The organism is Bacillus sp. AFS017336, assembly GCF_002555445.1.
GTDB lineage: Bacteria > Bacillota > Bacilli > Bacillales > Bacillaceae_G > Gottfriedia.
This window is the reverse complement of sequence record NZ_NUCO01000020.1, coordinates 1-20,249: the sequence shown is the minus strand read 5'-3', so window position 1 is coordinate 20,249 and position 20,249 is coordinate 1. Positions and strand designations below refer to the sequence as shown.

General features: G+C 33.0%; 22 protein-coding genes. 17 read left to right on the top strand and 5 right to left on the bottom strand.

The annotated features are described in order from the left end of the window. Position 1: 1 nt before the first annotated feature. The 3 genes from CN601_RS10135 (at position 2) to CN601_RS10125 (ending at position 2,408) form a co-directional block, all read left to right on the top strand. On the top strand, positions 2–772 hold the full coding sequence (locus tag CN601_RS10135) for a 2-keto-4-pentenoate hydratase (RefSeq protein ID WP_098170966.1): 771 nt from the start codon (positions 2–4) through the stop codon (positions 770–772). Positions 773–778: 6 nt separating this feature from the next. Next, positions 779–961 carry a tautomerase family protein gene (locus CN601_RS10130; protein ID WP_098120950.1) on the top strand — a complete coding sequence of 61 codons (183 nt, stop codon included), beginning with the start codon at positions 779–781 and terminating at the stop codon, positions 959–961. Between the two features lie 337 nt (positions 962–1,298). Beyond that, the gene (locus CN601_RS10125; protein ID WP_098170965.1) at positions 1,299–2,408 is read left to right on the top strand and encodes a phospholipase C; all 1,110 of its coding nucleotides are present in this window, start codon (positions 1,299–1,301) and stop codon (positions 2,406–2,408) included. 381 nt (positions 2,409–2,789) lie between these two features. Here the strand turns inward: CN601_RS10125 and CN601_RS10120 are convergent, their stop codons facing one another. From CN601_RS10120 to CN601_RS10110, 3 genes are all read right to left on the bottom strand, one after another. Beyond that, positions 2,790–3,872: a glycerophosphodiester phosphodiesterase gene (locus CN601_RS10120; RefSeq protein ID WP_098170964.1), complete on the bottom strand. Its 1,083-nt coding sequence runs from the start codon at positions 3,870–3,872 to the stop codon at positions 2,790–2,792. 184 nt (positions 3,873–4,056) lie between these two features. Then, entirely contained in the window at positions 4,057–5,571 is a 1,515-nt protein-coding gene (locus CN601_RS10115; protein ID WP_098120953.1) for an MDR family MFS transporter, read from the bottom strand. After that, on the bottom strand, positions 5,571–6,053 hold the full coding sequence (locus tag CN601_RS10110) for a MarR family winged helix-turn-helix transcriptional regulator (RefSeq protein ID WP_098170963.1): 483 nt from the start codon (positions 6,051–6,053) through the stop codon (positions 5,571–5,573). Before CN601_RS10110 ends, CN601_RS10115 begins: the two co-directional genes overlap by 1 nt. 248 nt (positions 6,054–6,301) lie before the next feature. Between CN601_RS10110 and CN601_RS10105 the strand changes: the two genes are divergently transcribed. Beyond that, positions 6,302–6,811 carry a GrpB family protein gene (locus CN601_RS10105; protein WP_179865510.1) on the top strand — a complete coding sequence of 170 codons (510 nt, stop codon included), beginning with the start codon at positions 6,302–6,304 and terminating at the stop codon, positions 6,809–6,811. 28 nt (positions 6,812–6,839) lie between these two features. On the opposite strand, the gene CN601_RS10100 is transcribed toward CN601_RS10105, so the two are convergent. Both CN601_RS10100 and mciZ read right to left on the bottom strand, forming a co-directional pair. Further along, positions 6,840–7,748, bottom strand: coding sequence for an aldo/keto reductase (locus CN601_RS10100; RefSeq protein WP_098170961.1), 909 nt, complete (start codon positions 7,746–7,748; stop codon positions 6,840–6,842). A 37-nt stretch (positions 7,749–7,785) separates the two neighbouring features. Continuing rightward, positions 7,786–7,938, bottom strand: a complete 153-nt coding sequence (gene mciZ / locus CN601_RS10095) for a Z-ring formation inhibitor MciZ (protein WP_098170960.1) — start codon at positions 7,936–7,938, stop codon at positions 7,786–7,788. An 87-nt stretch (positions 7,939–8,025) separates the two neighbouring features. Here mciZ and CN601_RS10090 point away from each other — a divergent pair, with 87 nt between their 5' ends. From CN601_RS10090 to CN601_RS10030, 13 genes are all read left to right on the top strand, one after another. Further along, entirely contained in the window at positions 8,026–8,571 is a 546-nt protein-coding gene (locus tag CN601_RS10090; protein WP_098120958.1) for an NUDIX domain-containing protein, read from the top strand. A 78-nt stretch (positions 8,572–8,649) separates the two neighbouring features. After that, a complete protein-coding gene (locus CN601_RS10085) occupies positions 8,650–9,336 on the top strand; it encodes a DUF975 family protein (protein ID WP_098170959.1) in 687 nt (228 codons plus the stop codon). Between the two features lie 325 nt (positions 9,337–9,661). After that, positions 9,662–10,528: an alpha/beta fold hydrolase gene (locus CN601_RS10080; protein ID WP_098120960.1), complete on the top strand. Its 867-nt coding sequence runs from the start codon at positions 9,662–9,664 to the stop codon at positions 10,526–10,528. Between the two features lie 234 nt (positions 10,529–10,762). Then, positions 10,763–11,413, top strand: a complete 651-nt coding sequence (gene spoIIM / locus CN601_RS10075) for a stage II sporulation protein M (protein ID WP_098120961.1) — start codon at positions 10,763–10,765, stop codon at positions 11,411–11,413. A gap of 67 nt (positions 11,414–11,480) precedes the next feature. After that, positions 11,481–11,930: a ferric iron uptake transcriptional regulator gene (gene fur, locus CN601_RS10070; protein WP_056466931.1), complete on the top strand. Its 450-nt coding sequence runs from the start codon at positions 11,481–11,483 to the stop codon at positions 11,928–11,930. A 212-nt stretch (positions 11,931–12,142) separates the two neighbouring features. Next, positions 12,143–12,361 (top strand): YqzK family protein, encoded by a 219-nt coding sequence (locus CN601_RS10065; RefSeq protein WP_098120963.1) that lies wholly within the window; start codon positions 12,143–12,145, stop codon positions 12,359–12,361. A gap of 6 nt (positions 12,362–12,367) precedes the next feature. Beyond that, the gene (gene xerD / locus CN601_RS10060; RefSeq protein WP_098170958.1) at positions 12,368–13,294 is read left to right on the top strand and encodes a site-specific tyrosine recombinase XerD; all 927 of its coding nucleotides are present in this window, start codon (positions 12,368–12,370) and stop codon (positions 13,292–13,294) included. A gap of 189 nt (positions 13,295–13,483) precedes the next feature. Next, entirely contained in the window at positions 13,484–14,230 is a 747-nt protein-coding gene (gene map / locus CN601_RS10055) for a type I methionyl aminopeptidase (RefSeq protein ID WP_098120965.1), read from the top strand. 355 nt (positions 14,231–14,585) lie between these two features. Next, positions 14,586–15,287, top strand: a complete 702-nt coding sequence (locus CN601_RS10050) for a TerC family protein (protein WP_098170957.1) — start codon at positions 14,586–14,588, stop codon at positions 15,285–15,287. Between the two features lie 287 nt (positions 15,288–15,574). Continuing rightward, positions 15,575–16,756: a phosphopentomutase gene (gene deoB / locus CN601_RS10045; RefSeq protein WP_098120967.1), complete on the top strand. Its 1,182-nt coding sequence runs from the start codon at positions 15,575–15,577 to the stop codon at positions 16,754–16,756. 13 nt (positions 16,757–16,769) lie between these two features. Continuing rightward, a complete protein-coding gene (locus CN601_RS10040; RefSeq protein ID WP_098170956.1) occupies positions 16,770–17,588 on the top strand; it encodes a purine-nucleoside phosphorylase in 819 nt (272 codons plus the stop codon). Positions 17,589–17,703: 115 nt separating this feature from the next. Continuing rightward, positions 17,704–19,011, top strand: coding sequence for a pyrimidine-nucleoside phosphorylase (locus tag CN601_RS10035; protein ID WP_098170955.1), 1,308 nt, complete (start codon positions 17,704–17,706; stop codon positions 19,009–19,011). Between the two features lie 323 nt (positions 19,012–19,334). Continuing rightward, positions 19,335–19,916: a TMEM175 family protein gene (locus CN601_RS10030; RefSeq protein WP_098170954.1), complete on the top strand. Its 582-nt coding sequence runs from the start codon at positions 19,335–19,337 to the stop codon at positions 19,914–19,916. Positions 19,917–20,249: the final 333 nt, after the last annotated feature.

Below are 20,249 nucleotides of genomic sequence, written 5' to 3'. Positions count from 1 at the left end.
AATGATTACTGAAATCGCGAAAAATATATATATGCACCAAAAAAACGGGTTAGAAATGGATAAAATTACAATTGAACATCCAGAGTTAAACGTAAATAATGCTTATGAGATTCAAAAATTAAGTATTGATTATGCGATTAAAAATGGTGATCCATTAATTGGTTGGAAAATGGGTCTAACAAGTATTGCGAAACAAAAATCAGTTAATGTTGATGAGCCAATCTATGGCCGCTTAACGAAATCGATGGAATTAGAAGAAAATGAATTAAAGATGGAAGGATCAATCCATCCAAGGGTTGAGCCAGAAATTGCATTTATGATTAACAAGCCATTATTTGGATCAGATGTAACAGCTAAAGATGTATGGGAAGCAACTGAATATATCGTACCTGCATTAGAGGTAATCGATAGTCGTTATAAAAATTTCTCATTTACACTTACAGATGTAGTAGCAGATAATGCATCTTCATCAAAATTTATCATTGGAAGACAACAATATTCACCTACATATACTTCGTGGGATCAAATTAATGTTGAATTATATAAAAATGGCGAAAAAGTACAAAGTGGTGTAAGCTCCGATGTACTAGATCACCCTGTTGAATCTGTCGTAAAGCTAGTACAGATGCTGAGTAAAAATGGTGAACAAATTGAGCCAGGGATGATTATTTTAACTGGTGGTATTACAGAAGCAATCCATGTTGGCGATGGCGATATCGTAGAAGCTCGTTTTGAAGGAATCGATACAATGACACTTCAAGTAACGAGGTAATATTTTATGCCAATCATTCAAATTCAATTGCTTGAAGGTAGAAGTACAGAGTTGAAAAAGCAATTAATGAGAGAAATTAATGAAGTAGTTTGTCGCACATTAGACGTTCAGCCACCACAAGTTAGAATCTTAATTAACGAATTCCAAAACGAAAATTGGTCTGTCGGTGGAGTTGCGAAGGATGAATAGAAAAAGCCCCTTTTTTAAAGGGGCTTTTATCTTTCTTGTGTAACTATATAGCAAGTTATTTTCATTACCTCAACTGCGCCCTCATTTGAAGTTAAGGCCCATCATATCATCTGAATAATAAAACATAGTAAACTCAGTGGAGGTATTGAAGTTTAAAAAGAATAACTGCAATTTCCATATTATGTGATGAGCGTATTTTCAATATAAATAAATAGCAATACAGAAAATCCCAAAATTTAACAAATTTTCACATAACAAAAATATCTAATTAACAAAACCTTATTATACTTAGACATTGTTACTTGTGAGACAACAAAAAACAAAAAGAAGGTGTAATATGAAAAAACTCCAATCAAAAAAACTAGTATCTTTAGTTGCTGGAAGTGCACTTGCAATCACATCATTATTCAGCAATTATCAAAAGGCATTTGCCTGGTCTGATGAGGATGTTCACAACCAAGAGCATAGTACTCATCATTTTATCGTAAATGGCAGTGTCAAACTTATTGCCGAAAATAAAGATCCTGCAATAAACAAGCCTACAACTTTGCTTAATCAGTTTCGTGATCGCCTTGATCAGGGGTTATACGATACAGATCACATAAATCCTTTTTACGATACGAGCACATTTATGTCGCACTTTTATGACCCAGACACACAAACAAATTATACAGGAGCTTCTTACCCAACGGCTCGTCAATCAGGAGCGAAGTATTTTAATCTAGCGTCGGATTATTATAAAAAAGGAGATTTTAACAATGCATTCTACTACTTAGGAGTATCTTTGCACTATTTTACGGATGTAACACAGCCTTTACATGCTTCAAATATTTCCAATCTAGATCATAACGCACCTGGCTATCATTCGAAGTTTGAAACATATGCCGAAAGTATTCAAAATCAAATGACAGTCCCAGATTCAGGTCTGTATAAATGGATCGCTTCAACTGATCCTGAAGCATGGATTCATCAAGCCGCGGTACAAGCAAAATCCGTTTTACCTCAAATTTGGAATGAAACGATCATTAATTGGTTCTGGCAAGCAGCTTACAGTAATTATTATTCTTCCATGTGGAAGAACGAGGTGAAAAATCCAACTCTTGCTCAATTGAATCAAGCAGAACGAGAGACTGCTGGATTCATCGATATGTTTTTTCGTGTAAACGGTGTAGAAATGCCTGTGACAGTATACAATGAAAATGCTTTTGGAGGTGTATCAGAATTACTCGGATCTGGTAATTATGATTATGACCAGCTTATAAAAGGTATAGGCAATGATACTATTTCTTCTATTCATATTGCACCAGGCTATCAAGTAACTTTATTTTCGGATGCAAATTATAAAGGAGCGTCAAAGGTTCTTACAGAAGATGTAAATGATTTAGGTAACTTTAGTAATCAAGTATCAAGTTTAAAAATTGTAAAGATCTCAACAGTTTCTGAGTAATCCTAGCCAATACAAGCTGGGAATTATAGAGGTTAAAATGAAATAGTGACAGTAGCGCTGGATGAACAACTGTAGTAGGGCACAAAAATACCGGAAGCAGGATGAATTATGACAATGTTGACTTTGAATTCATCCAAAGTATTGCTATGGATTCTGTATACTTTTTTGGACAAGTAGCTTGAAATAAGTTCTCTTATGCAACTATGGAATGTGTTAGTTTAATATAAATTAAAAAAGGCTGTCTAAAATAGACAACCTTTTTTGTTCAAAAATCAACATTTAGATTTAACAAAGCCATATTTTAATTTTAGATAATTGTATGAATCATTTTGCAAACGGTATATTAAGAGATTAATAGAATAAATTTAAGAAATCCATATTCTACTTACCAGCAGAGTAGCTTTTAGGTAATTTAAACTGATTTTGTTGCATTACAACACGTAGGCGGTCAGGGTAATCAGTTATTATTCCATCAACACCATCATCAATAAGCTTTTGCATAGTTGGTTGGTCGTCAACTGTCCATGGAATAACCTTCATACCATACTGGTGAGCTTCTTGAACCATATTTTTAGTAATATAAGGCGTGTAATTCGCATCAGTAATTTTTCCGTCCTGTGGGAAACCATGTACTGGAGAAATTGCATCTACACCTAACGAATGAGCCGCAGTAACGAGATTTCCATCAAAGTCATCAATATCAATTCCACCTAACCAAGGGGATTTACCAGGTTTGCCAGGTTGTAAAAACTCTGGTCCGTTAGTTAGTGCAACAAGAGGCAAACGAGGTTCAACTTCATGCATAAGCTTAAGCGCACCCCAGTCAAAACTTTGAATTGACACTTGATCGAGCATCCCAGCTTCACGAACTTGTTTGGCAACTATTTGAACAAATTCTTCGCGAGGGGCTGTCTGTTCAGGTGCACCAGCTTCTACTTTTGTTTCAATATTCATCCACACTTTTTTAGCTTTGTATTGCTTTACAAGATCAAATATCTCGGTTAAAAGTGGCATACGATCACCTGGACTTAGTTGTTGACCAGGGAATTGGGGTAAACCCTTTGAACCACAATCAAGCGTCCTTACTTGTGCTAGAGTTAAGTCTTTTATGTATTTGCCAACGTATGGATATTCCGAATCACCAACGAATGCAGGTTTAGTGTCAGAGCATTTGGTACCTGTAATCTTACGGTCGTGAGTAATGACAGCTTGATGGTCCTCAGTTATTTGTACGTCAAGTTCAAGGGTGCTTACGCCGAGTTCGAGTGCATGAGAGAATGAAGCTAATGTAGACTCAACTGTAAGACCAATTCCTCCACGGTGTGCTTGAAGGTCAAATTCTTTTGGACCAAATGCCTTTAACGAATTCTGGCTCTCAGATGTTGATTGTGCTGAAACTTGGGTAACTCCTGAATACACCATTACTGATGTCATTGCTGCTAAAATTAACTTTTTTCCATTCATTTTTAATCATCTCCTCATAGAATTAATTACTCTATAAGAATAGATGACAAATATAAAGTTCAGATTATTAAAATAATAAAAATAAGTAAAAAAATGTTGAAATATGTAAAAAAAATTAATTTTTAGAAAGCTATTTCAAAGAAAAGAAAAGCCAAATCCATTTAATTAGGATTTGGCTTTATTTTTATTGAGCTTTTTTCGCACGATTTTCTTTAACTTCAAATGTTAATTTTTCTTTACCCATTAGGATAATAGCGATAAATCCTAATGTGATCGGAATTAAGGTCCATTTAAAAGTAGTTGCAACTGAATGTGCCATTGCTTCTGAGATTTTATGAAGTACTTCAGGTGGAATTTTAGCTCTTGCATCAGCTGATAATAAAGCACGTGAATCAACTTTGCCAAATGCACCTAAATTACCTAGTAAATCACTTAATTTATTTTTAAATACGTGGTTTTGAATCGTACCAAAGATTGTTACACCGATTGTCATACCTAATGTTCTAAAGAAGGTATTTGTTGATGTAGCAATTCCTCGTTTTTGAGGTTCGATTTTGTGCTGAGTTGCCATACTTAATAATGAGAAAGAACAACCCATTCCAAGACCAGCAATAATCATGTAAAATGTTACAGTTGAACGAGCAGTATCTGTACCTAATGTACTTAATAAATACATTCCAATGAAGAATAAGACAACAGAAACTAACATGATGCTTCTATAACTAAACTTACGTACTGATTGACCTGCTACTTGACTACCAACAACTGAACCAAGCATCATCGGAATTAGAATGATACCAGAGTTTGTAGCTGAACCACCGTAAACTGATTGAACAAATAGTGGAATTAATACAGTTGTAATAATAAAAGCTGAACCGTAGAAAAATGCTACACCTTGAGTTGCCGCAAATAGTTGTTTTTTAAATAAACTAAATGAAATAATTGGCTCCTCAACTTTTCTTTCAATAATAATAAATGCGATAAACAGAACTGCAAAGACTGCAAATAAGGTAATAATTGGACCAGAATTCCAATCATATTCATTCCCACCAAGTTCAAGTGCAAACATTAAGCTTACAACTGAACCGACAAGCGTAATTGCACCCAACCAGTCGATTTTAAGTTTTCTAAGATGAAGATTTTCTTTATAAAACTGAGAAATTAAATATAAAGAAATAATACCTAATGGTAAGTTGATGTAGAAAATCCAACGCCAATCAATTTGATCAGTAATATAAGCACCTAATAATGGTCCAAATACACTAGAAAGACCAAAAACTGCACCGAATAAACCAGTCATTTTTCCTCGTTTTTCAGGAGGGAAAATATCGAAAATGATAGTAAAGGCAATCGGCATTAGTGAGCCTCCACCAATCCCTTGAATTGCACGATAAATACTTAATTGAACAATGCTATTTGCTGTTCCACATAATGCAGAACCAATTAAGAAAATGATAAGTCCTAATAAATAAAAGCGTTTACGTCCATACATATCTGATAACTTACCAAAGATTGGCATACTTGCCATAGTAGCAACTAAATATGCTGAAGTTACCCAAATAAATTGATCTAACCCACCTAGTTCTCCGACAATTGTTGGCATAGAAGCTGAAACAATTGTATTATCCATAGCGGCCATCAACATTCCTAATAATAAACCAGCTACGACAAAGCCAACCTTACTTTCTTTTGAAACCATTAAGTTTCCCCCTTATTGCTATTTAATTTTTGTGTCTCTTTTGGAAGTAACTCATTAATATCATTCCAAAATTTAAATAATAATGTTAACTCTTTGTCATCATACTGGTTAAAAATATTAGAAAGAGAGTTAGATAATGGTTTAAAAAGATCTGCTAGCTCATCATCCCGATCATACACAGGGTGAATAATTACGCGTCTACGGTCATTGGGATCTTGAATTCGTTCAACTAAGTTGACTTTCTCAAGTCGGTCGATTACGCCCGTTATTGCACCGGTAGTAAGATGGGTTAATTGAGATAACTTTCCAGCTGTTATCGGACCAGTATGGTAAAGTAGTTCTCTACATCTTAAATCAGTCGCATTTAAATGGAGTTTAGAGGCAAGCCCTTCGTTAAAAAGAACGATTGAGGTGCTAAATTTTCTAAACTCCATTATTAGTGACGGAATAAATTCACTTCTGATGATTTGATTCTCTGACATTTCATTCTCTCCTTAAAATACAAGAAGTACTTATAAAAAAGTTAACGTAACTAAATATCTTAGTAACTAAAATAATTATAATAAAAAAAAACCAATTAAAGTAGAAAATGTGAGTATTTTAACGAAAATTTAATTTAGTACCAAATTATGATTTTTAAGGTTTTTTTCATGTTGTTTTACATGGATTAAGTCGGGAATAATAAAATAAAAGTTAAAATGCATACAAAAATAAAATGTAGGTGTTAATGATGAAAAAGCAAATTGAAATAGTACCTTATCGTACTTCGTGGGAAGATGATTTTCAAACTGAAAAAAAGGCAATTGAAATATTATTACCTGAGAAAGTAGCAATTTATCACATAGGAAGCACCTCAATTCCTAATATGTTTGCCGACCCAATTATTGATTTAATGATTGTTGTGAAAAGCTTAAATCAGTTTGATGAATATGGTGATGTACTAAAAACATTAGGTTATGAACAAATGGGTGATCATTCAAATCAAAATAGAAGATTTTTTATTAAATGTGAAGATAATTGCAGTTTTCATATTCACGTTTTTGCTGAAGGAAATAATGCGATTGAGCGAAATATCGCATTTAGAGAATATATGATTGCTCATACTGATCAAGCAATGGAGTATATAAAATTAAAAACTGAACTTGCTAAAAAATTTCCTGAAAACAAAAAAGAATATAAAAAAGGGCGAAAAGAGTTTATAGAAGAAATCGATAAAAAAGCTGAAAAATGGAAGAATTAAGACTCCTTCCATAGTAGGAAGGAGTGGCTTAACGATGCTCCTCATATTTTGTAAAATGAGAAATTTCTTGAATTTGTGTAATTTGTTTAGTACTTAAAGGTTTTGCATAGTAGGCATTTATATTATCTAACAATTGTTCTTTATTTCTAGCTCCAATAGCTAAAGATGAAACGACATTGTGATGTAGTAAATAATGCAAAGCTAAGCTATGTAGTGATTGTTCTTCCTCAAGCAGTTGGGTCAGTTTGAAGATTGTTTCTTTACATTCATGCTCCGAATACGATAAGTAACCTTTTGTAGACAATTTCTTTTCCCAATTATTTGTTAAAAGACCTTTTGCTACGGAACCACGTGCAATGACAGAAATATTGTTTTTTTCGAAAAGTGGGAAAAATTCTTCAGGTCTACGCTCTAATACATTATATTGCATCATAACACCTTGGATTGAAGAGTGATTTACAAATCGATTGATAACATTTGGACGAATTGAAGAGATGCCGTAATAGCGAATTAATCCTTCTTTTACTAGTTCCTCGAAAGTGTAAACCGTTTCTTCATATTGATCATCTATTGTACCACCATGCAGCTGGTAATAATCAATATAGTCTGTATTTAGTCTACGCAAACTAGCCTTTACAGCTTCCTTAATATAAGCACCAGATGGATCCCAATGCCATTTGTCATTTGAGTTATTCCATCGGTTACCGACTTTTGTTGCAAGAATTACTTGATCTCGTCTGCCCTTTATACCTTTTCCTACGATTTCTTCATTTTTGCCAAAATCATATAAATCAGCGGTATCAAAATAATTAATTCCAGCGTCGATTGCCGCATGTATGGTTGAAATAGCCTCGTTATCTTCCGTTCCAAGAGACATACAACCTAATCCAATTTCGGATATTTGTAATAATGTAGAACCAAGTTTACGTTTTTTCATGATAATCCCTCCAAATTTAATTGTAGGGAAAAAAGAGTTATTTTACAACAAACAGCGACTTGCCATTCGCGTTTTGGATCCATTCCTGGACAGTTTTATATTGCATGCTCATAACTTGAAGAGTTTTTAAAATTTCTGTTTTGGATCCGACTAAAACAACAGAATTTTCTGTCATACACATTTTCATCATACTACCTCGTTTCAGAAAGTATTTTAATTAAATAAATGATAAAATGTATGTGACAACCATATTAAATAGAACAAGGTGATGAAAAAAATGAAAAAATTTGAAGAAAAAACACTGTCAGAAGAAAAAATTTTCACTGGAAAAGTTATATCGCTATATCATCAAAAAGTTGAATTGCCGAACGGAAATACAAGTACACGTGAAATTGTGAAGCATCCTGGAGCAGTAGCGGTTATTCCGATTACTGATGAAGGCAAAATTGTTTTTGTGGAACAGTACCGAAAAGCTTTAGAGAGAAGTCTTTTAGAAATACCAGCCGGTAAATTAGAAAAAGGAGAAGAGCCACTAATTACTGCTAAAAGAGAGTTAGAAGAAGAAACTAGCTATGTTGCAGATGAGTGGGAGCATATACAATCTTTTTACACATCTCCTGGTTTTGCAGACGAGTACATACATATATATGTAGCAAAAGGATTAAAGAAATTAGAAAATAGTGCAGCTTTAGACGAAGATGAATTTGTCGAAATTTTTGAACTATCATTAGAAGAATGTCTTGAAGAGTTAAAAAAAGGTTCTATACATGACGCGAAAACATGTTTTGCGGTTCAATATTTACAATTGTTACAAAAGGATTAAAGGTAAATTCGAAATTGTTCTCATATGTTTGCAATATCATCATAAAATAAAGTGACATTTTATGAGAGGAATGAGCAGATGAGAATTTCAGCAATTAAAAGAACAGCTAAGAGTAGACTAGCTGGTAATTGGGGAAAGGCTATATTATTTCTCGTTGTTTTTGTAATTATAGAAGGATTACTTCATACGGTACTTACTGGACCAGTTAATCAGCATTATACTGGGACAATTTTTCCAAGTGCTGATGAACAAAAACTAATTCCTGCTGGAGCGCAAACAATCATTGAGATCATTTCGGGGTTCGTTAATACTTTACTAGGCTATGGTTTAATTGTTTACTTTTTAAAAATCATTCGTGATGAAGAGAAAAGTATATCGGACTTATTTTACTTTTTTAAAAGTGGGCATCAATTTATTCGAGCGATTTTAGTTGGATTTTTAGTAGTTGTATTTACATGCCTATGGTCTATATTACTAATAATCCCTGGAATTATTAAGGCTTTAGCTTATTCACAAGTTGGATATATCTTAAAAGATTATCCAGACATGAAGCCATTAGATGCAATTACGTTAAGTAGAAAAATGATGCACGGGTATAAATGGAAATTCTTTTTATTAGGACTTTCATTCATCGGTTGGTTAATTTTAATTATAATCACTATTGGGCTCGCTTCGTTTTACGTTGCACCATATTTTTATGCGACACAAGCTCAATTTTATCAAGAAGTAAAAGAAGCTTATGAAGCGAAAGAAGAAACGATTTAAATAGTTTTAACGGTAAAGAGCTTAGAGAAACTCTTAAAGTTTTTCTAAGCTCTTTTTTATTTCATTAGTTAGTTTTAAGGATAAATAAATAACAAATACAGTAATGTAAGATAGTTGATTGTTGCGTATATGTTTTATGGTTGTCCAATATAAAATTAAATTTTTAAACAAATTATGATTTAGGCTTAAATGAAGTTAATAAAAGTGGAAATTCAAACCTTCAAAATTGAATCCGTCCACATTCATTGAGTATAATCTATCTATATATATGTACAGAATATAAAAATGACATATTGTACAAACCTACTAATTGGAGCTGGTTATATTGTTTGTTACTGGCGAGCTTGGTACATATCACGTTCGAATAAAAGGCGATGGTAAAGTTACAGTACTTTTAGAATGCGGAATGATGCATACACTTCATCAGTGGAGATTTTTACAAGATGAGTTGAGTAAGTATGCCAAAGTGATAACATACGATCGATTAGGGTATGGAAAAAGCGGTATTTGGACGACAGAACGGTCTACAGAACAACAGGCATTTGAATGTTATGATTTGTTACTAGCATTAAATATTAATAGTCCATTGATTGCTATAGGACATTCGTTAGGTGCATATATTATGTTTCAATTGTCTCGTCTCTTTCCAAATGCAATCCAATCAATGATTTTACTTGATCCAACCCATCCGACACTTGAGGAACATGAGCAGAAAATATATGATAAATTACTGTATCAGTTTGCGTTAATGATGAAGAAAGCGAATCAAATTAACCTTACTAAGGCCATTCCAAATAAGTTCATACATAAAATAATGAACACGACCCCAGAAAATCAGTCTGAAATAATTAGCTCTATAAAAAGCTTTAAACATTGGAAGACGGTTGTTAGTGAATGGAAAAACTTAAATTATAGTAACAGCCGAATAAAGGAAGCATTAAAAATAAAAATAAATACTCCTTTATTAGTATTAACCGCTTCAAATCAAAGTGGTTTACAATTTAACGCGAAGAAAAAAAAGGAATTACTAAATAAAGTTGAAAAATATCATAAAGAATATTGTGAAACAACGAATCAAGGAAGCCATCAAACACTTGAAGGTTATACCCACTCATCTATTTATGGAAATAATGAAGAAAATGCAAAATCAATCAGTCATATTATTAAAAAACAAATTGATTTGTTGTATTAAAAAAGCTGTTTAAGTCAAATGAGACTTTAACAGCTTTTTTCTGTTATTTGAAATAGGACAATTGAGAATTCTTTTGATAGAGGTAGCAATCCCCAAAACTATAAAGGCATCGAATTGATATATTTAAAAAGAGAAAGATTGATGTGTAAAACATTTAGACTTTTATAAATAAAACGAATAAATTACTTGTCCACTCATAGAATGAAAAGAGAATATAGTGCAGGAGATGATATCATGACAAGAAGCTCAGTCCAATCAACGATGAAAAAACATGTTAAAGATTATACGTCACTCTATATTTTTGTTAGTGTGATTTTACTTTTTGGTGTCGTATTTGGAGCAGTCATTGTAAACAGTATGAATGTGAGTCAAAAGCAAGATGTTCTTTCTTTTATCACACATTTTTTTGGACAAGTTAATAATGGAGACTATATTAGTGGAAATGAAGTGTTTGTATCTAGTTATTCTTCACACTTGAAATTTTTGGCATTAATTTGGATTTTAGGAATTTCAATAATTGGGTTACCAATCATTCTCATTTTATTATTTATGAAAGGATTGGTAGTTGGATTTACAGTTGGTTTTTTAGTAAATCAATTAGGTTGGCACGGTATTTTATTAGCATTTTCTTCTGTTTTCCCACAAAATGTAATCGTATTACCATTATATATACTACTGACAGTTTTAGCTGTGCAGCTTTCCATTCGAATGATTCGAAAGCAATTTATTAAAAATGATAATGAGCCAATTATGAAACAATTAGTCTCGTATTCTATTGTTTTTGGATTGGTTGCAGTTTGCTTAAGTATTGCAAGTATTATTGAAGCATATGGTTCAACATTTTTTTTAAAAGCGATCTCAGAAATAATTGTCTCAAAAAATTAACAAATAATTTTTGACACTTTCTCTTTCTTTGTTATAATTATTATCAAGTGGCGAGGGAGTGAAAAAAATGGAAGAACGAGTTGAACGAATAAAGAAACAACTACATTTAGCAGGATATAAATTAACACCACAACGGGAATCTACGGTTCGTGTTTTATTAGAGAACGAAGAAGATCACCTAAGTGCAGAAGATGTTTACCTCCTAGTGAAAGAAAAATCGCCGGAAATTGGACTTGCTACTGTTTATCGTACGTTAGAATTACTAACTGAGTTAACAATTGTTGATAAAATAAATTTTGGTGATGGCGTTTCTAGATATGACTTACGACATGAAGGTGCTCAACATTTTCACCATCATTTAATTTGCACAGTTTGTGGAGCAGTAGATGAAATTCATGAAAATCTATTAAGTGAAGTTGAAAAGACAGTTGAAGAACGTTGGAATTTTAAAATTAAAGATCATCGGTTATCATTTCATGGTGTGTGTCATCGATGCCATGATCAAAACGAAGAATAATAAAATGATTTTAATTTAATTAAAATCATTTTATTTTAATTCCTAAAAAGTGGAGCAGTTTCGAGAAAAGAGTCTGCTCTTTTTCATGTTCTAAAAAAGACGCTTGTAATGATTAATGGTGATTTTTACGATTAAATGAAGTATGATTTGTCCAATTTTTGCATAGTATGTAGTAATGATGTCTTTACTTCTAGCAAAAAGGTGGTGGTCATATGAAAAAAAGAGCTAGTATCGTTTTTAATGTAATAAAAGTTGCAATTTTATTCATTACTTGTACAATATTATTTTATTTTGCTATTCAATGGATTCATTCTGAATATGAAAATATGCATCGATATGACCGACCAGAAGGCTCAATGTTAAAGGTGGACACTCATCAAAAGGATGGTGCTTTTAACCAATTGGTACGGTTTTATCAAAACGGGGAGTAATGTAATGTGACAACGACTGATAAAACACCTTTTAAAAAAGAATTTGATTTTGCAGCTGAGGACTTTATCCATTTTATTCAGGTTGAAAAAGGTTTATCTAAAAATACAATTCTATCATATGGTAAGGACTTAGAGAGCTATGGAAAATATTTAGACGTTGTTGAAAATATAAATGGTCTTTCAAACATAACTAGGTTACATATTATTAGTTATTTAAAATATTTAAAGGAAAGAGATTTAACAGCAAGGACAATGGCTCGTCAATTGGCCACAATTCGCTCATTTCATCAATTTTTAATTCGTGAAGTTGATGGGATGAAAGATGATCCTTCACTATTAATCGAAATTCCAAAAGCACCAAAAGTACTTCCAAAAGTTTTATCACTCCAGGAAGTTGAGGCCTTATTAGACGTACCTGATAGCTCTACATTTGGAATAAGAGATAAGGCAATGTTAGAATTATTGTATGCGACTGGTATGCGTGTATCAGAACTATTATCTTTAAATCTTTCTGATGCTAATTTAACGATGGGGTTTGTAAGATGTTTAGGTAAAGGAAGTAAAGAAAGAATTATTCCTTTAGGTAAACTTGCAATTGAATCAATCGAAAATTATTTAAAAATGGCTAGAAAAGAATTGTCCGGTAAAAAAAATAATGATGCATTATTTCTAAATCATCATGGAAATAGGATGTCTAGGCAAGGATTTTGGAAAAACTTAAAAAAACAAGCTGAAAAAGCAAATATTCAGCACGAATTAACTCCACATACTTTACGTCATTCATTTGCAACCCATTTATTAGAAAATGGGGCAGATTTAAGATCGGTTCAAGAAATGCTAGGACATGCAGATATTTCTACGACACAGATCTATACACATGTTACGAAGAATAGACTTAAGGATGTTTATAAAGAGTTTCATCCAAGAGCTTAAATTTAAGCTTTCAGACTGTCCGCCAAGCGCTCGCAATCTGTCTGAAAACCAAATTTTTAGATATTCTAGAACCCAAGAGCTTAATTTAAGCTCTTTTTTCTTGGGAAATGATTGTTATATTGCTAAAAGCATAATATATTAAATTAATCAAATATAAACTGAACTAGGCGATTTGAGAGGATGAATAAAATGATTACGATTAAGACTGAACGTGAAATTAACTTAATGAATGAAGCTGGGAAAGTACTAGCTGCTACACATAAGGAAATTGCAAAAATGATTAGACCAGGCATTACAACTTGGGAAATCGATCAATTTGTAGAGAAATTTTTAGCAGAAAATGGAGCAAAACCTGAGCAAAAAGGATATAGAGGATATGAATATGCAACATGTGCCTCAATAAATGATGAAATTTGCCATGGATTTCCTCGCAAAAAAGCTTTAAAAGATGGAGATATTGTTACAATCGATATGGTTGTAAATTTAAATGGAGCACTAGCTGACTCAGCTTGGACATATGGTGTAGGAAATATTTCTAAAGAAAACAAGGATTTGTTAAAAGTAACGGAAGAATGCTTATATAAAGGAATTGAACAAGCGCAAGTTGGTAATCGTTTAGGCGATATCGGCTTTGCAATCCAATCTTATGCTGAATCTTTAGGATATTCTGTTGTGCGTGATTTCACAGGGCATGGCATTGGACCAACTTTACACGAAGAACCTTATGTCCCACATTTTGGTATGGCAGGTAAAGGCTTACGACTTCGTGAAGGAATGGTTATTACAATCGAGCCGATGATTAATCTAGGTACTTGGCATTCAACAATGGATGGCAATGCTTGGACAGCAAGAACAAGAGATGGAAAGAACTCAGCGCAATATGAGCACACATTAGCGATCACAAGTAATGGACCTAAGATTTTAACGAAGCAATAAAAGTAAATTATTTACATTGATAATAATCATGTAAATAAATATAATAAAACTATAAAAACTAAGACAAATAATGATTAAAAATGAATTAAAATCTATTGACATATTGGACTAGTTAGAATAGTATTATATTATTAATAAACAATCGAATACTCCAAAGGGGAGTAGCGTCAGGAGAGATCCTGAAACAAAGTCGTCATTACATGAGAAGAAATTCTCATCGGCTTTGTTGGCATACATTTGTATGCTCAGCAAGACCTTTGCCGTAGAATTATTACTATTGGCAAAGGTCTTTTTATTTTGTAGTCATGGGTACAGGTTGTTTAATAAAATAGTAGTTTTATAAGGGGGAAGAGTCATGGATTTATTAGGCGGATTAAGTATTGGAGTACTATTGAATGTAATTTTTATCGACCTGTTATTAAGTGGTGATAATGCAATTTTAATCGCATTAGCAGCGAAAAACTTACCAGCAGAACAAAAGAAAAAGGCAGTTTTATTTGGTACTATGGGTGCAATTGCTCTTCGTGTCGTATTTGCAGCAGTAATCGTGTATCTATTAAAAATTCCGTTTATTTATGCAGCCGGTGGGTTAATGTTATTATGGATTGCTTTTAAATTATTAGTCGATGACTCTGAACATGGCGATGTTAAAAGTGGTGCAACATTATGGGGAGCAGTTAGAACGATCATCATTGCTGATGCATTAATGAGTCTTGATAATGTATTAGCTTTAGCAGGTGTATCACATGGTAGCTTAGTTGCAATCGTAATTGGTATTTTAATTTCAATCCCAATTATTGTTGGTGGAAGCTCATTATTAATGAAAATTATGAACAAATTTCCAATTATTACAACAATTGGTTCAGGTATTTTAGCTTGGACGGCAGCAGGTATGATTACTCATGAAAAGATGATTCACGATGTTTTTGAAAATCAAACAATTGTTTATGCATTTAAAATTGTCATGACTGTAATCGTAATTGGAGCTGGTACAATTGTTGCTAGAAGAAAAGCACAAAAGCATCAAGTTGCAAATTCACAAAATCAAACAGCTTAATACATAAAAAGGCCCAGCTTTTAAAGCTTGGGCTTTTTTATTTTTGATTAGGTATGTAAGAGTTAAATTTTACATATCATCTTTATTAGCAACTGGATAAAAAAGAAATTTTTTTATGAATTTTTTATGACAATTTACTATAATTCTGGGGAAATATAGTATCAATAGACACAAATTGGAAAATATATTTCTTGAAAAGAATTAGGACAATAAGTATACTTTAGTTGTCAGACATCTGACGGATGATTTTAGTTTCAGTTTGTTTTGATGAGTTAGGAGGAAAACAAATGAATAGAAAATTTAATAGAGTGTTCCTCGTTGTTATGGATTCTGTTGGGATTGGTGAGGCACCAGATGCAGAAAAATTTAATGATGTTGGTTCAGATACACTAGGTCATATTGCTGAAGAAATGAATGGATTACATATGCCGAATATGGCAAAACTAGGTTTAAGTAATATCAGAGAATTGAAAGGGGTTCCAAAAGCGGATCACCCACTTGCTTATTATACAAAGATGGAAGAATCATCAGTAGGGAAAGACACTATGACTGGACACTGGGAAATGATGGGTCTACATATTGATAAGCCATTTAGAGTTTTTGCAGATGGATTTCCTAAAGAATTAATAAGTGAATTAGAAGGTCATTTTGGCCGTAAAATAATTGGAAATAAACCAGCTTCTGGAACAGAGATTTTAGTAGAACTTGGAGAAGAGCATATGAAAACAGGCGATTTAATCGTTTACACATCTGCTGATTCAGTTTTACAAATTGCAGCCCATGAAGAAGTAGTACCTTTAGAGGATTTATACCGTTATTGTGAAATTGCACGTAAATTAACATTAGACAATCCGTATATGATTGGTCGAATTATCGCAAGACCGTTTGTCGGTGAACCTGGAAACTTTAAACGTACACCGAATCGTCATGACTATGCATTAAAACCATTCGGACGTACAGTTATGAATGAATTAAAGGATGCGAATTTTGACGTAATCTCAATCGGTAAAATAGCAGATATTTTTGATGGTGAAGGCATCACTAAAGCATTACGTACAGTTTCAAATATGGATGGAATGGATAAATTAGTTGATACATTAAAAATGGACTTTACTGGTTTAAGCTTCTTGAATTTAGTTGATTTCGATGCCGTTTTTGGTCATAGAAGAGATCCACTAGGTTACGGTAAAGCGTTAGAAGAGTATGATGCAAGACTTCCTGAAGTGTTTGAATTATTAAAAGATGATGATTTATTGATGATTACTGCCGATCACGGAAATGATCCAACATATACAGGTACAGATCATACAAGAGAATATGTACCGTTACTAGTTTATAGTAAACAGTTTTCAGAAGGTAAGGAAATAGACATTCCAAAAACTTTTGCAGATGTAGGGGCAACTATAGCTGAAAACTTTAATCTTAAAATGCCATCACATGGATCAAGTTTTTTAGAAAAATTGAGATAAGGTGGAGTTACAAATGAATAAAGAGAATATCGATAAAGCCGCTAGTTTTATAAAAAGTAAAGTTGACAGACAGCCTAAAATTGGATTGATTTTAGGGTCAGGCTTAGGAATACTTGTAGATGAAATTGAAAACCAAGAAAAAATACCGTATCATACGATTCCAGAATATCCTACATCGACTGTAGAAGGACATGAAGGACAATTAGTATTCGGTACAATTCATGGTATTGAAGTAGTAGCAATGCAAGGAAGGGTTCACTTCTATGAAGGGTACAGCATGGAAAAAGTTACATTCCCAGTACGCATCATGAAAGAACTAGGTGTAGAAAAATTAATCGTAACGAATGCAGCGGGTGGAGTTAACACTTCATTTGAGCCTGGTGATTTAATGTTAATTACAGACCATATTAACTTTACTGGCACAAGCCCATTAATTGGCCCAAATAACCCAGAATTAGGTGTTCGTTTCGTAGACATGTCTTATCCGTATGACCGTGAATTAAGAGAGCTTGCAAAAAATGCCGCACAAGAAGTAAATGTTAAGATGCAAGAAGGAGTTTACGCTGCATTAACAGGCCCTTCTTATGAAACACCAGCTGAAATTCGCATGTTTAGAACATTAGGTGCTGATGCTGTTGGTATGTCAACTGTATCTGAGGTTATCGTTGCGCGTCATGCTGATATAAGAGTACTTGGTATTTCATGTATTTCGAACATGGCAGCAGGTATTTTAGATCAACCTCTAAACCACGAGGAAGTAATCGAAACAACACAAAGAGTAAGAGCATCGTTTTTATCATTAGTAAAAGAAATTATCCGCAAAATCGGTTAATATAAAGCTTTTTATTGATGAATGAATGTACAACATAAAAAAGGACTTCTGCATTACATATGTAGAAGTCACTTTTAATTAGAAGTAATAAACAAAAGAAAGAGGCGTTTCAAAAATGAGAATGGTAGATTTAATTGAAAAAAAACGTGATGGAAAAACTTTAACAACAGAAGAAGTCAATTTTGTAATCAATGGGTTTACTGACGGTAGTGTACCTGATTATCAAATGAGTGCATTTGCAATGGCTGTGTTTTTAAAAGGAATGACTGAAAAAGAATATAGTGATTTAACAATGGCTATGGTTCATTCTGGCGATACAATTGATCTTTCAAATATTGAAGGAATCAAAGTTGATAAGCATTCAACTGGTGGAGTAGGCGATACAACTACACTAGTGTTAGGCCCATTAGTAGCTTCATTAGATATTCCAGTTGCTAAAATGAGCGGACGTGGATTAGGTCACACTGGTGGAACAATCGATAAATTAGAAGCTGTTGAAGGTTTCCATGTTGAATTAACAGAAGAAGAATTTACTAAACAAGTAAATGATATTAAATTAGCTGTTATCGGACAAACTGGTGACTTAACACCTGCAGATAAAAAATTATATGCTTTACGTGATGTAACAGCAACAGTAAACTCGATCCCATTAATTTCTAGCTCAATTATGAGTAAAAAAATCGCTGCTGGTGCAGATGCAATCGTTTTAGATGTTAAAACAGGTGCAGGTGCATTCATGAAAGATATTGAAGATGCACGTGATTTAGCTAAAGCAATGGTAAAAATCGGAAACAACGTTGGAAGACAAACAGTAGCAGTTATTTCAGATATGAGCCAACCATTAGGACTTGCGATTGGTAATGCATTAGAAGTAAAAGAAGCAATCGACACATTAAAAGGTGAAGGTCCAAAAGATTTAGAAGAATTATGCTTAATTTTAGGTAGTCAAATGGTAGTATTGGCTAAAAAAGCTGAAACATTAGAGGAAGCAAGAGCTAAACTTCTAGAAAACATGAAAAATGGAAAAGCATTAGAAGTATTTAAAGCATTTTTAGTAGCACAAGGTGGAGATGGCTCTGTTGTAGATGACCCATCAAAATTACCTCAAGCTAAATATGTTCAAGAAGTAGTAGCACAGCAAGATGGTTATGTTTCACAAATCGTTGCTGATGCAGTTGGAACGGCTGCGATGAAACTAGGTGCAGGACGTGCAACGAAAGAATCTGTCATCGATTTAGCAGTTGGATTAATGTTAAACAAAAAAGTTGGAGATGCAGTTAAAAAAGGTGATTCATTAGTAACTGTTTATTCAAACACAGAAGATATTAGTGAAGTTGAAAAAGACTTACTAGAAAATATTAAAATTTCATCTGAAAAAGTTGAAGAACCTACATTAGTTTATGATTTAATTATGGAAGCATAAGAATTTTAAAAGCTATTCTCTGAAAATGGGAATAGCTTTTTTATTTGTCTATATGACTCAGTCATAGAACAGAATGCAATAAACCTGACCTAGTTATATTAATATCCGCCAATTTTATCCATTTCTTATTCCATTTCAAGATTTTTGAAAAGGTATTTCATTAAAATATACAGAATTTAATTAATAAAGAAATATTAACGTGAATAAGGAATGAGGTTATTTGATGTCCAAAAAGAGAGTAAAAGCTACAATTGAGCATGAGGAATGGAAAATACTACTTGGGTTTGAGGGAGTAAAAAAGGCAAAAAGTATGGGTGTAAATAATGAATAAAAACCGGTTGGAAGCTTTTAGTGATGGCGTACTCGCAATCATTATAACAATTATGGTCCTAGAAATTAAGATTCCACATAGTCCCGACATACAAGACTTATTAAAAATGTTCCCAACTTTTCTTAGTTATTTATTAAGCTTCATTTATGTCGGTATATACTGGAACAACCATCATCATATGATCCATACTTTGCAAAAGGTAACAGGACCAATAATGTGGGCAAATCTGCATTTACTTTTCTGGTTATCCCTCATACCGTTTGCTTCAGGTTGGATGGGCGAAAACCATTATAAGCCTTATCCTACAATGCTTTATGGTGTAGTCCTTTTACTGGCTGCAATAGCATATTTTATATTACAAGGGATCATTATCAAAATAGAGGGAAAGCATTCAAAGCTAAAACTAGCTGTAGGTAATGATTGGAAAGGAAAAGTATCAGTAGTTTGTTATCTAACTGGCGTTTGCACGTCTTTAATATGGCCTTCGTTCGCACTATTCATTTATGTAATAGTTGCGATTATGTGGTTATTGCCGGATCGCCGAATTGAGAAGGTTATGCAAGCAAGTAAATAATTTTAAATAAAGTAACAAGGCTACCTTAAAAGCCTTGTTACTTTTGATGTATTGAAATATAGCATATCAATAAAAAAAGTAAGAAATATCATCACACCTAACTTATGAAAGAGTTCATGAGTTAGGAAAAAAACGTGAAGATGAAAATTAGTGTTCATGAGTAAACAAGAAAGCAAAATGTTGAAAATATGTTACTCATAAGCGGTTCATGAGTAAGCAAAAAGGGAAAATGATGAAAATAGGTTACTAATAAGGTGTTCATGAGTACGCAAAAAAGGAAAATGATGAATATAGGTTACTCATAAGGTGTTCATGAGTAAGCAAAAAAGGAAA